The 17,373-nt window shown below is 66.8% G+C and carries 18 protein-coding genes; 17 read left to right on the top strand and 1 reads right to left on the bottom strand.

What is annotated here, in order from left to right:
- The first annotated feature begins 193 nt into the window (after positions 1 to 193).
- The 10 genes from rplU (at position 194) to E0W80_RS02865 (ending at position 7,596) form a co-directional block, all read left to right on the top strand.
- A complete protein-coding gene (gene rplU, locus E0W80_RS02910; protein ID WP_028501602.1) occupies positions 194 to 502 on the top strand; it encodes a 50S ribosomal protein L21 in 309 nt (102 codons plus the stop codon).
- Between the two features lie 18 nt (positions 503 to 520).
- Complete coding sequence (gene rpmA / locus E0W80_RS02905; protein ID WP_017202370.1) at positions 521 to 778, top strand: 50S ribosomal protein L27; 258 nt, start codon at positions 521 to 523, stop codon at positions 776 to 778.
- 101 nt (positions 779 to 879) lie between these two features.
- On the top strand, positions 880 to 2,379 hold the full coding sequence (gene obgE / locus E0W80_RS02900) for a GTPase ObgE (RefSeq protein ID WP_131491227.1): 1,500 nt from the start codon (positions 880 to 882) through the stop codon (positions 2,377 to 2,379).
- Positions 2,376 to 3,161, top strand: coding sequence for a glutamate 5-kinase (proB, locus tag E0W80_RS02895; protein ID WP_047519871.1), 786 nt, complete (start codon positions 2,376 to 2,378; stop codon positions 3,159 to 3,161). Before obgE ends, proB begins: the two co-directional genes overlap by 4 nt.
- A gap of 9 nt (positions 3,162 to 3,170) precedes the next feature.
- The gene (locus E0W80_RS02890; protein WP_131491226.1) at positions 3,171 to 4,424 is read left to right on the top strand and encodes a glutamate-5-semialdehyde dehydrogenase; all 1,254 of its coding nucleotides are present in this window, start codon (positions 3,171 to 3,173) and stop codon (positions 4,422 to 4,424) included.
- A 65-nt stretch (positions 4,425 to 4,489) separates the two neighbouring features.
- A complete protein-coding gene (locus tag E0W80_RS02885) occupies positions 4,490 to 4,714 on the top strand; it encodes a hypothetical protein (RefSeq protein ID WP_047519875.1) in 225 nt (74 codons plus the stop codon).
- 6 nt (positions 4,715 to 4,720) lie between these two features.
- Positions 4,721 to 5,326 carry a nicotinate-nucleotide adenylyltransferase gene (gene nadD, locus E0W80_RS02880; RefSeq protein WP_047519877.1) on the top strand — a complete coding sequence of 202 codons (606 nt, stop codon included), beginning with the start codon at positions 4,721 to 4,723 and terminating at the stop codon, positions 5,324 to 5,326.
- Positions 5,323 to 6,525 (top strand): hypothetical protein, encoded by a 1,203-nt coding sequence (locus E0W80_RS02875; protein ID WP_131491225.1) that lies wholly within the window; start codon positions 5,323 to 5,325, stop codon positions 6,523 to 6,525. Before nadD ends, E0W80_RS02875 begins: the two co-directional genes overlap by 4 nt.
- Positions 6,525 to 6,905: a ribosome silencing factor gene (rsfS, locus tag E0W80_RS02870; RefSeq protein ID WP_047519881.1), complete on the top strand. Its 381-nt coding sequence runs from the start codon at positions 6,525 to 6,527 to the stop codon at positions 6,903 to 6,905. Before E0W80_RS02875 ends, rsfS begins: the two co-directional genes overlap by 1 nt.
- Position 6,906: 1 nt before the next feature.
- Entirely contained in the window at positions 6,907 to 7,596 is a 690-nt protein-coding gene (locus E0W80_RS02865) for an SDR family oxidoreductase (protein ID WP_131491224.1), read from the top strand.
- A gap of 18 nt (positions 7,597 to 7,614) precedes the next feature.
- Here E0W80_RS02865 and E0W80_RS02860 read toward each other — a convergent pair whose 3' ends face one another.
- On the bottom strand, positions 7,615 to 9,270 hold the full coding sequence (locus E0W80_RS02860; protein ID WP_165875376.1) for an ABC transporter ATP-binding protein: 1,656 nt from the start codon (positions 9,268 to 9,270) through the stop codon (positions 7,615 to 7,617).
- A 169-nt stretch (positions 9,271 to 9,439) separates the two neighbouring features.
- Here E0W80_RS02860 and E0W80_RS02855 point away from each other — a divergent pair, with 169 nt between their 5' ends.
- The 7 genes from E0W80_RS02855 to E0W80_RS02825 are packed head-to-tail and all read left to right on the top strand — an operon-like array spanning position 9,440 to position 17,306.
- Positions 9,440 to 10,645, top strand: a complete 1,206-nt coding sequence (locus E0W80_RS02855) for a membrane dipeptidase (protein WP_131491222.1) — start codon at positions 9,440 to 9,442, stop codon at positions 10,643 to 10,645.
- Positions 10,645 to 12,264, top strand: coding sequence for an ABC transporter substrate-binding protein (locus E0W80_RS02850; RefSeq protein ID WP_047519886.1), 1,620 nt, complete (start codon positions 10,645 to 10,647; stop codon positions 12,262 to 12,264). Before E0W80_RS02855 ends, E0W80_RS02850 begins: the two co-directional genes overlap by 1 nt.
- Positions 12,265 to 12,296: 32 nt before the next feature.
- Positions 12,297 to 13,259: an ABC transporter permease gene (locus E0W80_RS02845; RefSeq protein ID WP_131491221.1), complete on the top strand. Its 963-nt coding sequence runs from the start codon at positions 12,297 to 12,299 to the stop codon at positions 13,257 to 13,259.
- Positions 13,256 to 14,155: an ABC transporter permease gene (locus E0W80_RS02840; protein WP_194239255.1), complete on the top strand. Its 900-nt coding sequence runs from the start codon at positions 13,256 to 13,258 to the stop codon at positions 14,153 to 14,155. Before E0W80_RS02845 ends, E0W80_RS02840 begins: the two co-directional genes overlap by 4 nt.
- 9 nt (positions 14,156 to 14,164) lie before the next feature.
- Entirely contained in the window at positions 14,165 to 15,343 is a 1,179-nt protein-coding gene (locus E0W80_RS02835) for a Xaa-Pro peptidase family protein (protein ID WP_131491220.1), read from the top strand.
- A gap of 32 nt (positions 15,344 to 15,375) precedes the next feature.
- Positions 15,376 to 16,275: an alpha/beta hydrolase gene (locus E0W80_RS02830; RefSeq protein ID WP_131491219.1), complete on the top strand. Its 900-nt coding sequence runs from the start codon at positions 15,376 to 15,378 to the stop codon at positions 16,273 to 16,275.
- 23 nt (positions 16,276 to 16,298) lie between these two features.
- On the top strand, positions 16,299 to 17,306 hold the full coding sequence (locus E0W80_RS02825; RefSeq protein WP_227991675.1) for an Lrp/AsnC family transcriptional regulator: 1,008 nt from the start codon (positions 16,299 to 16,301) through the stop codon (positions 17,304 to 17,306).
- Positions 17,307 to 17,373 lie beyond the last annotated feature (67 nt).

The raw sequence follows: 17,373 nt of genomic DNA, 5'->3' as shown, positions 1-17,373 counted from the left end.
CCGGAGTCGGCGTGGCTTTGCGACACCGACCCGCATCCGGTAAAGTAGTCCCTTGGTGCGTATGCCGCGTCTTCCTCGTCGGTTGAGGCGGAGAGCCTTGCGTTCGCGCCCGTCGTCCTGCGACGCATGCAAGCAACAGTCTTCCCGTGACATTCTCGGAGCCGACGTGCTCCCCAACGAAACAAGGTATGAAGTGGTTTACGCAGTAGTGCGCGCCGGTGGGCGGCAGGAGAAGGTCGAGGTCGGCACGATCGTTCAGCTCGACCGTGTCAAGGCTGCCCAGGGCGAGAAGATCGAGCTGGCCGCTGTGCTGCTCGTCGACGGCGCCACGGTGACCACCGACGCTGACTCGCTGGCGAAGGTCAAGGTCACGGCTGAGGTCATCGGCAACCTCCGCGGCCCGAAGATCATCATCCAGAAGTACAAGAACAAGACCGGCTACAAGAAGCGTCAGGGCCACCGCCAGGAGCTCACGCGCGTCAAGATCACCGGCATCAAGTAAGCCCGAGGGGACTAGGACATGGCACATAAAAAGGGCGCAAGCTCAACCCGTAACGGTCGTGACTCCAACGCTCAGCGCCTCGGCGTGAAGCGCTTCGGCGGTCAGCAGGTTCTCGCCGGCGAGATCATCGTCCGTCAGCGCGGCACGCACTTCCACCCCGGCGTCAACGTCGGCCGTGGTGGCGACGACACGCTGTTCGCTCTGGCCGCAGGCGCGGTCGAGTTCGGCGCGAAGGGCGGCCGCAAGGTCGTCAACATCGTCGCTGCAGCTGAGTGATCTCAGCGCGACACTAGTCATCCGGTTCGGGGCGGGCTTCGGCTCGCCCCGTCCGTGTATCTGCACACCGAAACAACACAGGAACTCAGGGGAACCAGGACATGGTCACGTTCGTCGATACCGTCACACTGCACCTTCGTGCGGGTAAGGGCGGCAACGGCTGCGTCTCCGTGCACCGCGAGAAGTTCAAGCCGCTGGGCGGCCCGGATGGCGGCAACGGCGGTGACGGCGGTGACGTCGTCCTCGTGGCGGACCCGCAGACCGGCACGCTGCTCTCCTACCACCACTCGCCGCACCGCTCCTCCGGCAACGGCGGCCCCGGTATGGGCGATCACCGATCCGGATTCCTGGGCGAGACGCTCGAGCTCCCCGTCCCGGTCGGCACCGTGGTGAAGAGCACCGCAGGTGACGTCCTGATCGACATGATCATCCCCGGCGAGCGTTTCGTGGTCGCCAAGGGGGGAATGGGCGGACTCGGCAACGCTGCGCTGGCCACCCCGAAGCGCAAGGCTCCCGGTTTCGCCCTGCTCGGCACTCCCGGCTACGAGGGCGACGTCGTCCTCGAGCTGAAGACGGTCGCCGACATCGCTCTCGTCGGGTACCCGTCCGCGGGCAAGTCGAGCCTGATCGGTGCCATCTCCGCGGCCCGCCCGAAGATCGCCGAATACCCGTTCACGACGCTCCACCCGAACCTCGGAGTCGTCCAGGTCGGCGACTTCCGCTACACGGTCGCCGACGTGCCCGGTCTCATCGAGGGTGCGAGCGAGGGGCGCGGACTCGGTCTCGAGTTCCTCCGTCACGTCGAGCGGTGCTCCGCACTGCTGCACGTGCTCGACTGTGCCACGCTGGAGCCTGGACGCGACCCGATCTCGGATCTCGACGTCATCCTCGCCGAGCTCGGCGCCTACGAGGTTCCCGAAGGGCAGACCCCTCTGCTCGAGCGGCCGCAGTTCGTCGCGCTGAATAAGGTCGACGTCCCCGAAGCCCGCGATCTCGCTGAGCTGGTGCGTCCCGACCTCGAGGCCCGCGGGTTCCGGGTGTTCGAGATCTCCACGGTCTCGCACGAGGGACTGCGTCCGCTCACCTTCGCACTGGGCGAGCTCGTCGAGAAGCACCGCGCGGAAGCGGCGATCGAGACGCCGCCGGAGCGCGTGGTCATCCGCCCGCGCGGATCCAAGAAGGACTTCTCCATCCGTGTCGAGGGTGGCACGTACGGCAACGTGTACCGCATCCTGGGGGAGAAGCCGGTGCGGTGGGTGCAGCAGACCGACTTCCAGAACGAGGAGGCCGTGGGATACCTCGCCGACCGTCTGGAGAAGCTCGGTGTCGAGGATGAGCTCTTCCGCCTCGGCGCGGTCCAGGGATCGACCGTGGTGATCGGCGAGGGCGACAGCATCGTCTTCGACTGGGAGCCCACCATGTCCTCTGCCGCGGAGCTGATGAGTGCTCCCCGTGGAACAGACCCTCGCCTCGCCCCCAACGCTCGTCGCACGACGTCGGAGCGCCGCGAGCAGTACTACGAGCGCATGGACGCCAAGGCGGAAGCGCGTGCCGAGGTCGAAGCACAGCGTCTCGCCGCATACCGCGAGGACGGCGAGTGACCGCACGAACCCGCGCGGATCTCGCGACCGCGTCCCGCATCGTCGTCAAAGTCGGCTCGTCGTCGATCAGCGGTGACTCGTCGTGGCGGATCCCCGTCATCGTCGAGGCGTTGGCCGCTGCCCATGCGCGCGGTGCCGAGGTCGTGCTGGTGTCGTCCGGGGCGATCGCGTCCGGGATCCCGTTCCTCCGGCTGGATGCGCGTCCCACCGACCTCGCGACGCAGCAGGCCGCGGCGGCCGTGGGGCAGAACATCCTCCTGTATCGGTACCAGGAATCGCTGCGCCCGTTCGACATCGTCGCGGGACAAGTGCTCCTGACGACCGGTGACCTCGAGAACCCCACCTCGCGCTCCAATGCGCGACGTGCGATGGAGCGCCTGCTCGGACTGCGCACCCTCCCGATCGTGAACGAGAACGACACGGTCGCCACGCAGGAGATCCGGTTCGGAGACAACGACCGCCTCGGCGCCCTGGTCGCCCAGTTGATCGAGGCGGACGCGCTCATCCTGCTCAGCGACATCGAGTCGCTGTACACGAAGCCTCCGACGGACCCCGACGCCGAGCCGATCGACATCGTCGCGCCTGACGCCGACCTCACCGGACTGGAATTCGGATCGACCGTGGTCAACAGCGTCGGCACCGGCGGCGCCGCCACCAAGGTCTCGGCAGCGCGCCTCGCCGCGGCCTCGGGTATCGGCGTCCTCGTCACCAGCGCCGACCTGGTGGATCAGGCACTCTCCGGTGCGGAAATAGGAACCTGGTTCGAACCCGCCACCTCCTAAACTGGGCGGATGACCGACCAGACCCCACAGGTGCGCCTGGAGCGCGCCAAAGAGGCCTCCCGAGCCACCGCAGCCCTCACGAGCGACGACAAGGCCCGGGTGCTCGAAGCGATCGCCGTCGCGCTCCAGGAAGCTGCGCCGCGCATCATCGAAGCGAACGGTCGCGATATCGAACGTGGCCGTGCGGACGGTATCGGGGAGTCGTTGATCGATCGTCTGCGCCTCGATGAGAAGCGCGTCGCCGCTCTGGCCGCGGCCGTGCGTGAGGTCGCCTCGCTGCCCGACCCGGTCGGCCGTGTGGTGGGCGGGCACCGGATGCCCAACGGGGTGGCCCTCGAACAGGTGCGGGTGCCGTTCGGGGTGGTCGGCGCGATCTATGAGGCGCGTCCCAACGTGACCGTCGACATCGCCGCGCTCGCACTCCGCTCCGGGAACGCCGTGGTGCTGCGAGGGGGCAGTGCTGCACGCGAGTCCAACACCGTGCTCGTCGAGGTCATGCGCGGAGCGATCGAGCGCGGAGGACTCACGGCGGAGGCGATCCAGACCGTCGACGACTTCGGGCGCGACGGAGCGAAGGCCCTCATGCACGGTCGTGGGTTCATCGACGTCCTGATCCCGCGGGGGAGCGCCGGCCTGATCGAGGCGGTCGTGACGGAGTCCACCGTTCCGGTCATCGAGACGGGAGCGGGGAACGTGCACATCGTGCTCGACGAGACCGCCCCCGACGAGTGGGCGCGCGACATCGTCGTGAACGCCAAGGTGCAGCGGCCGAGCGTGTGCAACGCGGTGGAGACGGTGCTCGTGCATCGACAGGCGGCGCCGCGGCTCGTGCCGCTGGTGGCCAGCGCCCTGCAGAGTGAGGGGGTCGCGATCCACGGTGACGACGTGGTGGCAGGTCTGATGTCGAATGTGATCCCCGCCACGGAGGAGGACTGGGCCACCGAGTACCTGAGCCTCGATATCGCGATGAAGGTGGTGGACTCGCTCGACGAGGCACTCGACCACATCCGTCGGTACAGCACGGGTCACACCGAGTCCATCATCACGACGGATTCACGCAATGCGGAGCGCTTCCTCGCGGAGGTGGACTCGGCTGTCGTGATGGTGAATGCCTCCACCCGTTTCACCGATGGCGGCGAGTTCGGCTTCGGCGCGGAAGTCGGCATCTCGACCCAGAAGCTGCATGCGCGCGGACCGATGGGCCTCGCCGAACTGACCAGCACGAAATGGCTTGCGCGTGGATCGGGGCAGACCCGCGGCTGAGCGCTAGACTGGGAGACGCTGTACCTCACAGGATCCCGAACAGCACGCCACGAAACGGAGTCAGGATGAACCTCGTCGCACAGATCGCGATGGCCGCTGCCGAAACCGAGCACCACGGCAACGTCGCGCTCGAAACGGTGATCTTCGGAGTCATCGCCGCGATCGTGTTCGCCTTCCTCGCGCTGGTGACCCTGTCTTACAAGAACGTCGCCAACCGGCACTCGGCGAAGGCGGAGGCCTGGGCGGCGAAGCACGGCAAGGACGGCCACGAGGCGGGACACGGCCACTAGGCCCCCATGAGCGACGCTGCGACCCCGCGCACCCCGCGCATCGGCGTGATGGGCGGTACGTTCGACCCCATCCATCACGGCCACCTGGTCGCAGCGAGCGAGGTCGCGAACTCCTTCGGCCTCGATGAGGTCGTCTTCGTCCCCACCGGCCACCCGTGGCAGAAGTCGGGCGTCTCGCCGAGCGAACATCGCTACCTGATGACCGTGATCGCCACCGCTTCGAACCCGCAGTTCACCGTGAGCAGGGTCGACGTCGACCGCGAGGGCCCGACCTACACGATCGACACGCTGCGTGACCTGAAGAAGGATCGGCCGGATGCGGAGCTCTTCTTCATCACCGGCGCGGATGCCGTGGCGCAAATTCTCAGTTGGAGGGACCATGATGAGTTGTGGGAGTTGGCCCACTTCGTCGCGGTCTCTCGGCCAGGACATGTCCTGAGCACAGACGGCCTCCCGAGCGACAACGTCAGCCAACTGGAAGTGCCGGCGCTGTCGATCTCGTCGACGGACTGCCGTGAACGCGTTCGCGACGATCAGCCGGTCTGGTATCTGGTCCCTGATGGGGTCGTACAGTACATCGCGAAGCATCATCTGTATCGGAGCAAGGCATGAGTACATCGGATCAGCAGGGGCAGGGTCCGCTGACGCGCAAGCAGTTGCGAGAGATCCGGTTGACGGGTACCACCCCGGTGATCTCCTCGGAGGAAGCCGCTGCGGCGGCCGAAGCGGCACCGCCCGCGCCGCCGCTGCCGCCTGTCGTCGCACCCGCAGAGGTCGGAGAGTCCGCCGCGGCGGAACCGGACGCGGCACCGCGGTCGGCCCCCGACGCCGACGAGGGCGGCAGCGTCGAGGCGAAGCGCGGTGAAGCCCCGCTGACCCGGCGCCAAGCGCGTGAGCTCGAGAAGGTCCGGACCGCGTCGGTGCCCGTCGTCGAGGCGGAGGTCACCGAAGAGGCCGACGTCGAAGAGCCGTCTGAGACGCCGGTGGGTGCGGACGAGCCGGCGGAGATCGTCTCGGGGATCCCGACCTTCATCTCCGTGAACGAAGAGCCCGGCGACGCCGACGACGATGATGTGGACGACGAGGTCGCCGTGGCGCCGGTCAGTGCGTCCGTCGCGGCGGATGCTGTGGGCGACGTCCCCCTCGAAGCCGAAGCCGAAGCCGAAGCCACGGAAGAACCGGCCGAACAGCCCGTGACCGACGACGTCGAAGCCGTTCTCGGTCTCACGACCGACGGCGACGACCAGGCGGCCGATGAGGATGTCTTGGCCGATGTGGGTGCTGACGACGAACCCATCGAGGAGCGTCCCACGGTCAACTCGGCGTTCGGCGAGGGAATCCTTGCGGATGCCTCCGATGCACATGCGCCGTTCCGTCCGTCGTTCGACGAACTGCTCGCCGTCGGCGACTCCACCGGTTCGCAGCACTCCGCTCCGAACGCTCTGATCTTCACCCCGTCGCCGGGGGAGGGCTCGCTCTCGGGGCCCGTCGCGTCCACGGGCGAGATCCTGGTCACCGGGTCTTATGAGCTCCCGCAGGGCATGGGCTCTCAAGGACATGCACTCGGAACGACCGATGGCAAGGACATCGACGCGGTCCTCATCGACGGGGAGCTCCCGCCGGCGTCCTCGCCCACACCGATCGCCGCGAGTTCGGCGATCAGCACCATCAAGCCCGCGGGTGAGGTCATCCGACCTCCTGCCCCCGAGAAGGGGAACCGACTGATGGTGACCCTCGCCATCATCGCCGGCGGCCTCGCCCTCGCGATCGGCGTCGTTCTCGTCATCGCCTTCACCACGAAATTGATTTGATGCAATCACCTGAAACTGCCGAAGAGATGCTGCGCCTCGCAGCACAAGCCGCCGTCGACAAGGGCGGTGAGGACCTCGTCGCGCTCAACGTCTCCGAGCCCCTCCCGCTCGTCGACATCTTCCTTCTCGTCACCGGGAACAGTGAGCGGAACGTCGCCGCTATCGCCGATGAGATCGAAGACCGTCTGATCGAGTCGGGGCACAAGCGTGTTCGTCGCGAGGGTCGTGCGGAGGCCCGGTGGGTCCTGCTGGACTTCGGAGACCTGATCGTGCACGTCTTCCACCAGGAAGAGCGCGTGTACTACGGCCTCGAGCGTCTCTGGAAGGATTGCCCCGTCGTTCCGATCGACGTGGTCGAGCCCGCCGCAGACGCCAGCTGACATGCCCACGCACCTCATCACCGGTGCAGGGTCCGGCATCGGAGCGGTCCTCGCCCGTCGTCTTCGAGATCGCGGGGATGACGTGGTCGCCGTCGTGCGCGACGCCGGGCGTGCCCGGGAGGTCGCGGAGGCGCTACCGGGTGTTCGTGTGCTCGTCGGCGACCTCGCGCAACCGGGCCGTCTGTCGTGGGCGCTCTCGAAGCAGCAGCTCCCGGATCGCATCGACTCACTGATCCATGTCGCCGGAGTCGTCGATCTCGGCGCGGTGGCCGACCTGCCGCCCGCGCTCTGGGAGCAGCAGCTCGCGGTGAACCTCGTCGCGCCCGCCGAGCTCACACGTCTCCTGCTTCCGGTCCTCCGTGTGTCGCAGGGGCAGATCGTGTTCGTGAACTCCGGTGCGGGCCTCCGCGCCCACGCCGGCTGGTCCGCCTATGCGGCGTCGAAGCATGGGCTCCGCGCTCTCGCTGATGCGCTGCGGGCCGAAGAGGCGCAGCACGGCGTTCGCGTCACGTCGATCTACCCGGGGCGCACGGCCACCCCGATGCAGGAGCGCGTGCATCAGCAGGAGGGGCAGGACTACGATGCCGAGCGTTTCATCACGCCGGAGTCCGTCGCCACGACGATCCTGACCGCACTCGACCTCCCGCGCGACGCGGAGATCACCGACCTCACGGTGCGACCGAGCCGCTGACCCGGCGCTGGGTCGGGGTCAGGCCGTCAGTCGTGTGCGGCGGGCGAGCATGCCGCGATCGGCGCGCGTCTGCGGGGGGATCGCCGAAAGGAGCGACCGCGTGTACGGGTGCTCGGGACGACGGTAGACCTCTTCTGTGTCTCCGATCTCGACCAGGTTGCCCAGGTACATCACCGCGACGCGATCGGCGATATGACGCACGAGCGAGAGGTCGTGTGCGATGAAGACGATCGACATGCCCAGCCGTTCACGCAGGTCGCACAGCAGGTCGATGATCTGCGCGCGGATCGAGACATCCAGTGCAGACACCGGTTCGTCGCACACCAGGACGTCGGGGTCGAGGGCGAGCGCCCTCGCGATACCGATCCGCTGACGTTGACCGCCCGAGAACTGGTGGGGGAATCGCGAGCCCATCTCCGGAGTCAGGCCCACGAGTTCGAGCAGCTCTGCGACTCGCGCACGTCGGGTCGCCGGTGTTCCGGCATGAGTGGCGGCGAGTGGTTCTGCGATGATCTGCTGCACGGTCATCCGCGGATTCAGCGACAGGTACGGGTCTTGGAACACCATCTGCACTCCGCGTCGCAGGATCTTCCGGTCGCGCAGTCGTCCCTTGGTCACGTCCTGATCGCGGTAGCGCAGGGTGCCCGCGTCGGGGGAATCCAGCCCCACGAGCATGCGCGCCAGTGTGGACTTGCCACTGCCTGATTCGCCGACGACTGCCAGGATCTCGCCGTGTCGGAGCTCGAGGTCGACACCGGCGACCGCGGCGACGCGATGCGCGCGGCGACCACTGCCCGAGCGGAACGTGCGCTCCAGGCCGCGTCCTTCGAGGATGGGGGCGCCACCGTCGTCTTCTGCGGCGGCGCTCACATCCCGCGGCATCGAGTTCAGCAACTGCACCGTGTACGGATGCTGCGGCTTCGTCAGCACCTCATCGGCGGACCCTGACTCCACGATGCGTCCGGTGCGCATGACCGCGACCTGATCGGCGACCTCCATCACCACACCGAGATCGTGCGTGATGAGCAGGATGCCCATCCCCAGCCGCTCGCGCAAGGAGAGCAGCAGGTCGAGGATCTGCGCCTGCACCGTCACATCGAGCGCGGTCGTCGGTTCATCCGCGATGATGAGATCAGGATCCAGTGCGATCGCCATGGCGATCAGGATGCGCTGGCGCTGACCGCCGGAGAACTGGTGCGGATAGTCGTGCACGCGCTTGTCGGGGGTGGGGATACCGACGAGGGTCAGCAGCTCGACCGCGCGTGCTTCGGCAGCGCGGCGGCCGATGCTGCGATGAGCGCGGAGGAGGTCGATGATCTGGTCGCCGATGCTGAGGACCGGGTTCAAAGCGGAAAGGGCATCCTGCATGACCAGGCTGACGCGCACGCCACGCAGGCGTCGATGCTGCTCGGCGGAGAGGGAGAGGAGGTCGGTCCCACTCAGCGACATGGTCGACGCCTCGACATCTCCGTCGTCGAGGAGCCCCATGATCGCGCGTGCGGTCATCGACTTGCCCGAGCCCGACTCACCGAGCAGCGCGAACACCTCTCCACGTCGCACGACGAGATCGAGGTCGTCGACCACGCGGTGGCGGCGTCCCTCGCCGGTGAGGGTGACGGTGAGTCCCTTCACGTCCAGGACCACGGCGTTCTGGGGGGCGGATGTGTTCTCCATGGATGCCATCATGCCAGCATCCTGGCTCTGAAATGTTTCGAACAGGAAACATTTCAGCCGAAGATAATCACCAGGGTTGACTTCTGTGCCGAATTCCTCCAGATTCGAGGAATCTCCCGCTCGTCGATCGGGAGTGGCACCCGCATCATCGAACCGAAGGAGCGCATTCGTGCTCGAACAAGCTGGCCGGTATACCGGCTACACCGCGTACGACTATCTCGAAGCCGGCAAGGACTACCGCGAGTTCCGCTACGCCCCGCAGATCGGCCGCGTGCCGGCGTATGACCTCGGGCTGAGCGACGCCCAGCAGGAACGCACCGAGCGTCTGCTCCGCGAGGAGACCGTGATCTCCCTGCACGAGCATGTGCAGGTGTTCCCCGAGGACATGGGCGAGCTGCGCGACCACATCCGCCAGGGCCGCGAACCCACCGCCTACCAGGGCCTGGCCCGCTCGGGTCTCACGGCCGTGTTCGACAACGGCATGGACGGCACCTGCTGCATCTCCAGTGACGCCGGATGGAAGTACCAGGACGTGCTGTTCGACCTCGGTGTGCGCATGGCCGACCTCGCGCACCAGGACTTCGTGATCAAGGCCGAGTCGATCAAGGACATCCGCCACGCCGCTGAGACCGGCCGTGTCGCACACATCTTCGCTCTCGAGGCCTCGACGATGATCGAGAACGAGGTCGACCGCCTCGACGTCCTCTACGGCTTCGGCGTGCGTCAGATGGGCATCGCCTATTCCGAGGCGAACATGCTCGGCGGTGGGCTCAAGGAGCGCGGCGACGGCGGTCTGACGTACTTCGGCGAGCGCGCCGTCGAGCGGATGAACAAGCTCGGCATCGCGATCGACATCTCCCACTCCGGAGACCAGACGTGCCTCGACGTGATCGCCCACTCCACCAAGCCGGTGTTCATCACACATGCCGGTGCGCGCGGGCTGTGGCCGACGAACCGCATGAAGACCGATGAGACGATCATCGAGTGCGCGAAGCGCGGCGGCGTGATCGGTATCGAGGCGGCCCCGCACACGACGATCTCGCCCCAGCACCCGCGGCACTCGCTGGAGTCGGTCATGGATCACTTCCAGTACTGCGTCGACCTGGTGGGCCTCGAGCACGTCAGCTTCGGTCCCGACACGCTGTTCGGCGATCACGTGGGCCTGCACGACGCGTTCTCGTCGAACCTGTCGCTCGGACAGGCGCACGCCAACGTCGACTACGAGAAGCAGCCGTACGTCGACGGCATCGAGAACCCGGCCGAGGCCTTCTACAACATCATCGGCTGGCTCGTGAAGCACGACTACTCCGACGACGAGATTCGCGCCGTCGTCGGAGGGAACACCCTGCGCGTACTCGAGGAGGTCTGGGTCTGATGAAGTACAGCAAGTTCCTCGCCCTCGGTGCGGCCGCGGCTCTCGCCGTCGGTCTCGCCGCGTGCGCCCCGTCTGCGCCGGAACCGGGGGAGTCGTCCGGCTCCTCCGGCCCCAGCGAGGAGACGATCAGCATCGGCACGACGACGGACGTCGTGAACTTCAATCCGGTCCTCGGCAACAGCCGCACGGACTCGTGGATCACGAACCTGATGTATCCGCATCTGCTGAGCATCAGTGACGACGGCACCAAGGAAGCGCATGTCGCCACCGACTGGGGCTACGTGGATGACACCACCGGCTTCTACGAGATCCGCGACGACCTGACCTGGAGCGACGGCGAGCCCCTGACCGCCGAGGATGTCGCGTGGACGCTCAACGCCGTCAAGCGCGACCAGGCACCCGGCACGTTCTACGGACAGCTGGGCAACCTCGACACCGCGACCGCCGTATCGGACACGAGGGTCGAGCTCTCGCTCACCCAGCCGGACTCGTCGATCATCGAGGAGATCGGGTTCTGGGGTGTCGTCGTTCCGCAGCACGTGTTCGAGCCGCAGGGGTCGATCGCGGAGTTCGCGAACGACGGCAGCGACGGCGGCTGGGTCGGCATGGGGCCCTTCATCATGAGCGACTTCCAGGTCGGCCAGCACTACACCCTGGAGCGCGTGGAGGACTATCCGCTCGTCGAGGGCGGAGTGCCCGGACCCGCAGAGGTCGTGTACCGCGTGTATCCCGACGTGAACACCGAGATCCTGGCGCTGCAGAGCGGCGAGATCGACGTGATCGCGAACGCGTTGCCGCCGGCGCAGGTCGAACAGCTCAGCAGCACCGACGGCCTGCAGGTCATCGAGGCGCCGGGACTCGGGTACGCCCACCTGGTCTACAACATGGACAAGCCCGATCTCGCGAAGACCGAGGTGCGCCAGGCGCTCGCCCACGCGGTCGACTACGACGCGATCCGCACCGTGGTGCTCCAGGGGCAGGCCGTCTCGACGGGTTCGAGTGCGCTGATGCCGGTGCTCGCGAAGTACTACGACGACTCGGTGAAGGAGTACGAGTTCGATCCCGAGAAGTCACGCTCCCTCATGGAGAAGGCCGGCTACACGGCGGACGCGAGCGGCAAGTTCCCCCTCTCGTTCCGGCTGATCTACTCGCTGCAGGACAGCGTGACCAGCCAGTGGGCGCAGATGGTGAAGGACAGCGCGGCGGAAGCCGGCATCACGATCGAGCTGCAGGGCACGGAGCGCAACACCTACCTCTCGATGACCAATGAGGGGGACTACGACATCTATGCGGGCAACTTCGCCATCATGGACGACCCGGTGACGAACTTCGCGCTCTCGTATCTCCCCGGCGGAGCGATCAACTACACCCACGTGGACGACCCCGACCTCAACGCGCTGATCGAGGAGGGCATGGTCACCTTCGATGAAGACGAGAAGATCTCGATCATGCGCGAGGCGAACAAGATCGTGCACGAGCAGGTCTACGACAACATCATGTACACGCAGAATCTGTTCTTCGCGGCCAGCGATGAATGGGCCGGCTTCATCTCGAAGCCGAGCGAACTGCTCTCGATCGTGAACCCGCTCTCGCTCGCGAGCGCGTACCCGGTCGAGTAACCACCACTGCACTCTCGAGGAAGGTCGCCCGGGTGTCCCGAGCATCGTTCATTCTCCGTCGCGCAGGTCGAGGTCTGCTCACGATCTGGTTCGCCGTGACCGTGACGTTCCTGCTCCTGCGTCTGCTCCCCGGCGACCCGGCGCTGGCGCTGGCGAGCCCGAACATGACGGACGACATCCGGGCGACCATCCTCGAGCAGTACGGGCTGGACCAGCCCCTGATCGTGCAGTACGGGCTCTACATGTGGCAGCTGTTGCAGGGCAACCTCGGAATCTCGTTCACGCAGTCGATCCCGGTGACCGACGTGCTCCTGCAACGGCTGCCGTGGACGCTGCTCCTGACCGTCACAGCCTTGGTGCTCACCATCGTCATCGGCGTGCCGCTCGGTGTCGCCGCCGCCTCCCACAAGGGACGGTTCATCGACAGGGCCGTGCAGGTCGTCGGGGTCACGGGACAGTCGCTGTTCGTCCCCAGTGTCGCGATCCTCCTGCTGTTCGTGTTCGGGCTGAACCTCGGCTGGTTCCCGATCGGCGGTGCCTACACCAACAACACCTACGGGTTCGATTGGTACCTCAGCGTCGCGCAGCACCTCGTCCTCCCCGCTGTGTCACTCATGCTCATCCAAGTCGGCTCCTACGTGCTCACCATGCGGTCGACGCTCATCGAGACCCTCGGGGAGGACTACATCCTCCTGGCCAAGGCGAACGGCATCCGCGGCAGCCGCATTCTCTGGAAGCACGCGCTGCGCAATGCGCTGCTTCCCACGACCACGCTGATCGGCCTGCAGCTCGGATTCCTGGTCGGGGGCGCGGTGCTCACCGAGACCGTCTTCGCCTACCCCGGTATCGGCCGTGGCATCTACGAGGCGGTCACCCAGCTCGACTTCCCCGTGCTGCAAGGGGCCTTCCTCATGCTCGCCATCACCGTCGTGGTCGCGAACACGATCACCGACATCATCTACGGCTACCTGGACCCGAGAGTGAAGACCTCATGACCGCTCCGATGCCCTCCTCCGAGACCCTCGCACCGAGTGAACCGACCGCCACGGGCAGCGAACGGGCGAGCGCGCACACCTGGCGCGCGTTCCGCCGTGACCCGCTCGGGATGATCTCGCTCGGCCTTCTGATCCTGCTCGTCATCGTCGCGCTCGCTGCTCCGCTGATCGCGCCCTATCCGGCCAGCTACGGCCCCGACGTGCTGCGGCCGCCGAGCGGCGACCATTGGTTCGGCACCGACGCCCTCGGGCGCGACGTGTTCTCCGAAGTGATCTGGGGCACGCAGCAGAGCGTGCTCGTCGCGGTCGCCGCCTCACTGATCGCCATCGTCTTCGGCACGATCATCGCGGTGCTCGGCGCCTACTTCCGCAAGCTCGACAGTGTCATCAGCGTGATCGTCGACATGACGCTCTCGCTGCCCGTGCTGCCGCTCATGATCCTCATCGCCGCGCTCGTGGGGCCGAGCACGTCGACGATCATCTTCGTCGTCGCGGCGTTCTCGTGGCCGGAAGTGACCCGACTCGTGCGTTCACAGGCGCTGACCGTCGTCGGGCTGCCCTACGTCGATGCCTCGCGCCTGATGACCACCTCGCCGGTCTGGATCATCACGAAGCACATCCTCCCCGCCGTGACACCGGTGGTGGTGGTCTCGGTGGTCGTGACGGCGTCGCGGGCGGTGCTCTCGGCGGCGGGACTCGCCTTCCTGGGCCTCGGGGATCCGACCACCTGGTCCTGGGGGCGCATCCTCTACGAAGCACAGCAGGCCGGTGCCATGGTGAGCGCCTGGTGGCTGACGCTCTTCCCCTCGATCGCGATCCTGATCCTGGTGCTCTCGGCCACGCTGCTCTCGATCGCCTACAACGACGCGCGCAACCCGCGCCACCTCGCCCGATAGGAGCCTGTGATGACCGAGTTCGACCAGCGACTCGCACCCGAGTTCTTCGACCGTGTGCAGACACGCGTGCGCGAGCGCATGGCCGAGGAAGGCTTCGACGCGTTCCTCACCGACAGCCCGGAGGACATCGCGTACCTCACCGGCTTCTTCCACCACCCGTCCGAGCGCCCCGTGGCGGTCTGGCTCGAAGCGACGGGCAGGGTCGTCATGCTGCTGCCGGAGCTCGAGCGCGAGTACGCCCAGTCCCAGTCCTCCCGGGCGGAGCTGGTCTCGTTCTTCGAGTTCCCCGGAGTCGTCGCACCGTTCGAGGTGCTGGCCCGTGCGGTCACACCGCGGGGCATGGTGGGATTCACCTCCACCATGCCGTATTCACGACTCGTGGCTGCACGGGAAGCGATGCCCGGTGCAGACCTCGTCGGGTCGGACCTGGTCACCCGCACCCGCTTCGTGAAGTTCCCCGAAGAAGTCGTGCTGCACCGCGAGGCCGCTCGCATCACCGATCGGATGCTCGACGCCGGTGTGGCGCTGGTGACGGAGGCCATCGGCGCCGGGGGAGACCTGCCGACCGAGGCTGAGCTCGAACGTCACGTCACCGCGGCAGGCACGGGCATCATGTACGCCGAGCATCACAACGTGGTGGTGGCCTCGCTGCTCGCCGGTGGGCTCGTCTATTCGGGCGCGAACTCCGCGTTCCCCCACGGTCTTCCGTCGGTCAACCGCCTCAAAGCCGGCGACACCTTCATGCTGTCGCTGGGATGCGCAGTCGGTGGTCGCTTCATCGAAGGCGAGCGCACCTTCGTGCTGGGCGAGCCCACAGCGGAGCAACGCCGCTATCACGACACGATCCATGCGGCCCAGTTGCGTGGACGCGAGACCATCCGCGCCGGGCTCGAATGCAGTGAGGCGAACCGGCTGTGCCTCGACGTGATCCGCGATGCGGGTCTGGGCGAGTTCATCCGCCACCGCCAGGGACACGGAATCGGCCTCGGCATGCACGAGGCTCCGTGGTTGGAGGACGGCGATCCCACGCTGTTGGAAGCGGGCATGGTCGTCTCGAATGAGCCCGGCATCTACGTTCCGGGGCATGCCGGGTACCGCATCAGCGACAGCATGCTCGTGACCGACACCGGTGCCGAGCCGTTGACTTCCTTCCCCCGCAGCCTCGACGACTGCACCATCGCGCTCTGACGCCCGGATTTCGAAAAGAGAGACAGAGAACCATGACGACCACCCCGCCGGTGTCCCCGGAGTTCGCCGCAGCCACCAGTGACCACGAATGGGTCGAGATCAACGGAAACCACCTGGCCGTCGAGGTACTCGGCCCAGAGGGTGCGCCGGTCATCATCACCCATCACGGCGCACCGGGGCTCGGATCGCGCGCCGAACCGCGCGCCAGCTTCGGCCGCCTCGCCGACGAGTACCGCGTCGTGGTGTTCGATGCACGCGGCAGCGGGGTGAGCGAGGGCGAGGGGATCTACAGCCATGAACAGTGGGCTGCGGACATCGACGGGCTGCGGGAGTGGATCGGTGCCGAGAAGATCGTGATGGCGGGTGGCTCCTACGGTGGGTTCATGGCGATGGAATACGCCCTGCGGTATCCGGAGCGCGTGGCCGCGATCGTGCTGCGCGACACGTCGCCCGACAACTCCAACGCGCACCTCGCGCGCGAGAACGCCTTGGCCTCTGACCGCGTCACGATCGACATGGAGAAGTTCGACCGCATCGACGTCGGGCAGGTGTACGACGACGAGGACCTGAAGGACTGCTGGCGCGAGATCCTCCCGTTGTACGACTTCGTCTACGACCCCGAGGCCACCGAACGCAAAGTGCGGGCTACGCCGTATCGCTATCGCGCGCACAACTACGCCTTCTCGGTGAACCTCCCGAACTACGATATCAAGCCGCGGCTGCCGGAGATCGGTGTGCCGACACTCATCACGGTGGGGCGGACGGACTGGATCACGCCAGTATCGTGTAGCCAGACGATCGCCGATCTCATCCCGGACTCCGAGATGGTGGTGTTCGAGAAATCGGGGCACTCCCCGCAGATCGAGGAGGCAGAGGCGTGGACGAAGACCGTGCGCTCGTTCCTGCACCGGGTGTACCCGCCGACCCGATGAGCAGCGTTCACCTGACGAGAGAAGTGAGCGATCTCGATCGACGGATCGTCGTCGCTCTGCAGCAGGACGGCCGGGCGAGTTGGACGTCGATCGCGGAGTTCGCGGGTGCCCCCGTCTCCACCGTGACCCGTCGCGGACAGCAACTGCTCGCCGAAGGGCTGGTCCGGGTGGGCATCGTGCCGACGCTGGGCAGCGAAGGGCACGTCGAGACCTTCTTCGTGCGCATCAATTGCACGCCCGGATCGCAGCTGACCGTCGCGCAGGCGCTGATCGGCTCGCCGTACGTGCGGTTCGTGACCCTGGTCACCGGAAAGTTCGACGTCTTCGCGGAGGTCGTCATCCCCGGCGACTCGGCGACCTATGCACACGTGCTCACGGATCTGCAGGCCATTCCGGGAGTCGAACGCTGGCGCAGCGACCTGGTCGTGCACACCTACAAGGTGAGCTTCGACTGGGGGCGACAGCTCTACGACGCCCATGCCGAAGCCGCGAGCGACCCGCAGTCGTACATGCCGGCGCCGAACACGTGTGATCCCACGCACTTCGACGATGCCGATCGTGCCATCGTGGAGGAGCTTCGCCACAACGGACGCGCGTCGTTCCAGTCGATCGGCGACACGCTCGACATGAACGAGAGCAGTGTGCGCCGTCGCTATGAGCGCATGCGCAACGCCGGGTGCCTGACCACGGTGACCATGGTGCCGGCGTCGGCGTTGGGCATGAGCGCGGAGACCCTGCTGATCCTGCGGGTCGAGCCGTCGCGGATCGCTTCCGTGGCGCAGACTCTGGCGCAGCACGTGTCCGTGCGATTCCTCGCGGCCGCGCTCGAGGAGAACTCGCTCTACTGCGAGATCATCCTGCCGAGCACCGAGACGCTGCACGACTTCCTCACCGGGACCATCGCGCACCTCAAGGGCGTCAGAGGCTGGAACGCGGCGATGGAGCTGGTCTTCATGAAGCGCGGTTTCATCGAGACGCCGTGGTGGCGGGCTCAGGTCGCCTCGGCGGGGTCTGCCGAGCCCGGGTCGTAGGCCGACGGCACCCTCGGCGTGTGGTGTCAAGGGGCTTCCGCGCCACGCAAGCGTGGCGCACTCTCTT

The organism is Microbacterium sp. PI-1 (assembly GCF_004337555.1).
GTDB lineage: Bacteria > Actinomycetota > Actinomycetes > Actinomycetales > Microbacteriaceae > Microbacterium > Microbacterium aurugineum.
This window is presented reverse-complemented; position numbering and strand designations above follow the sequence as displayed.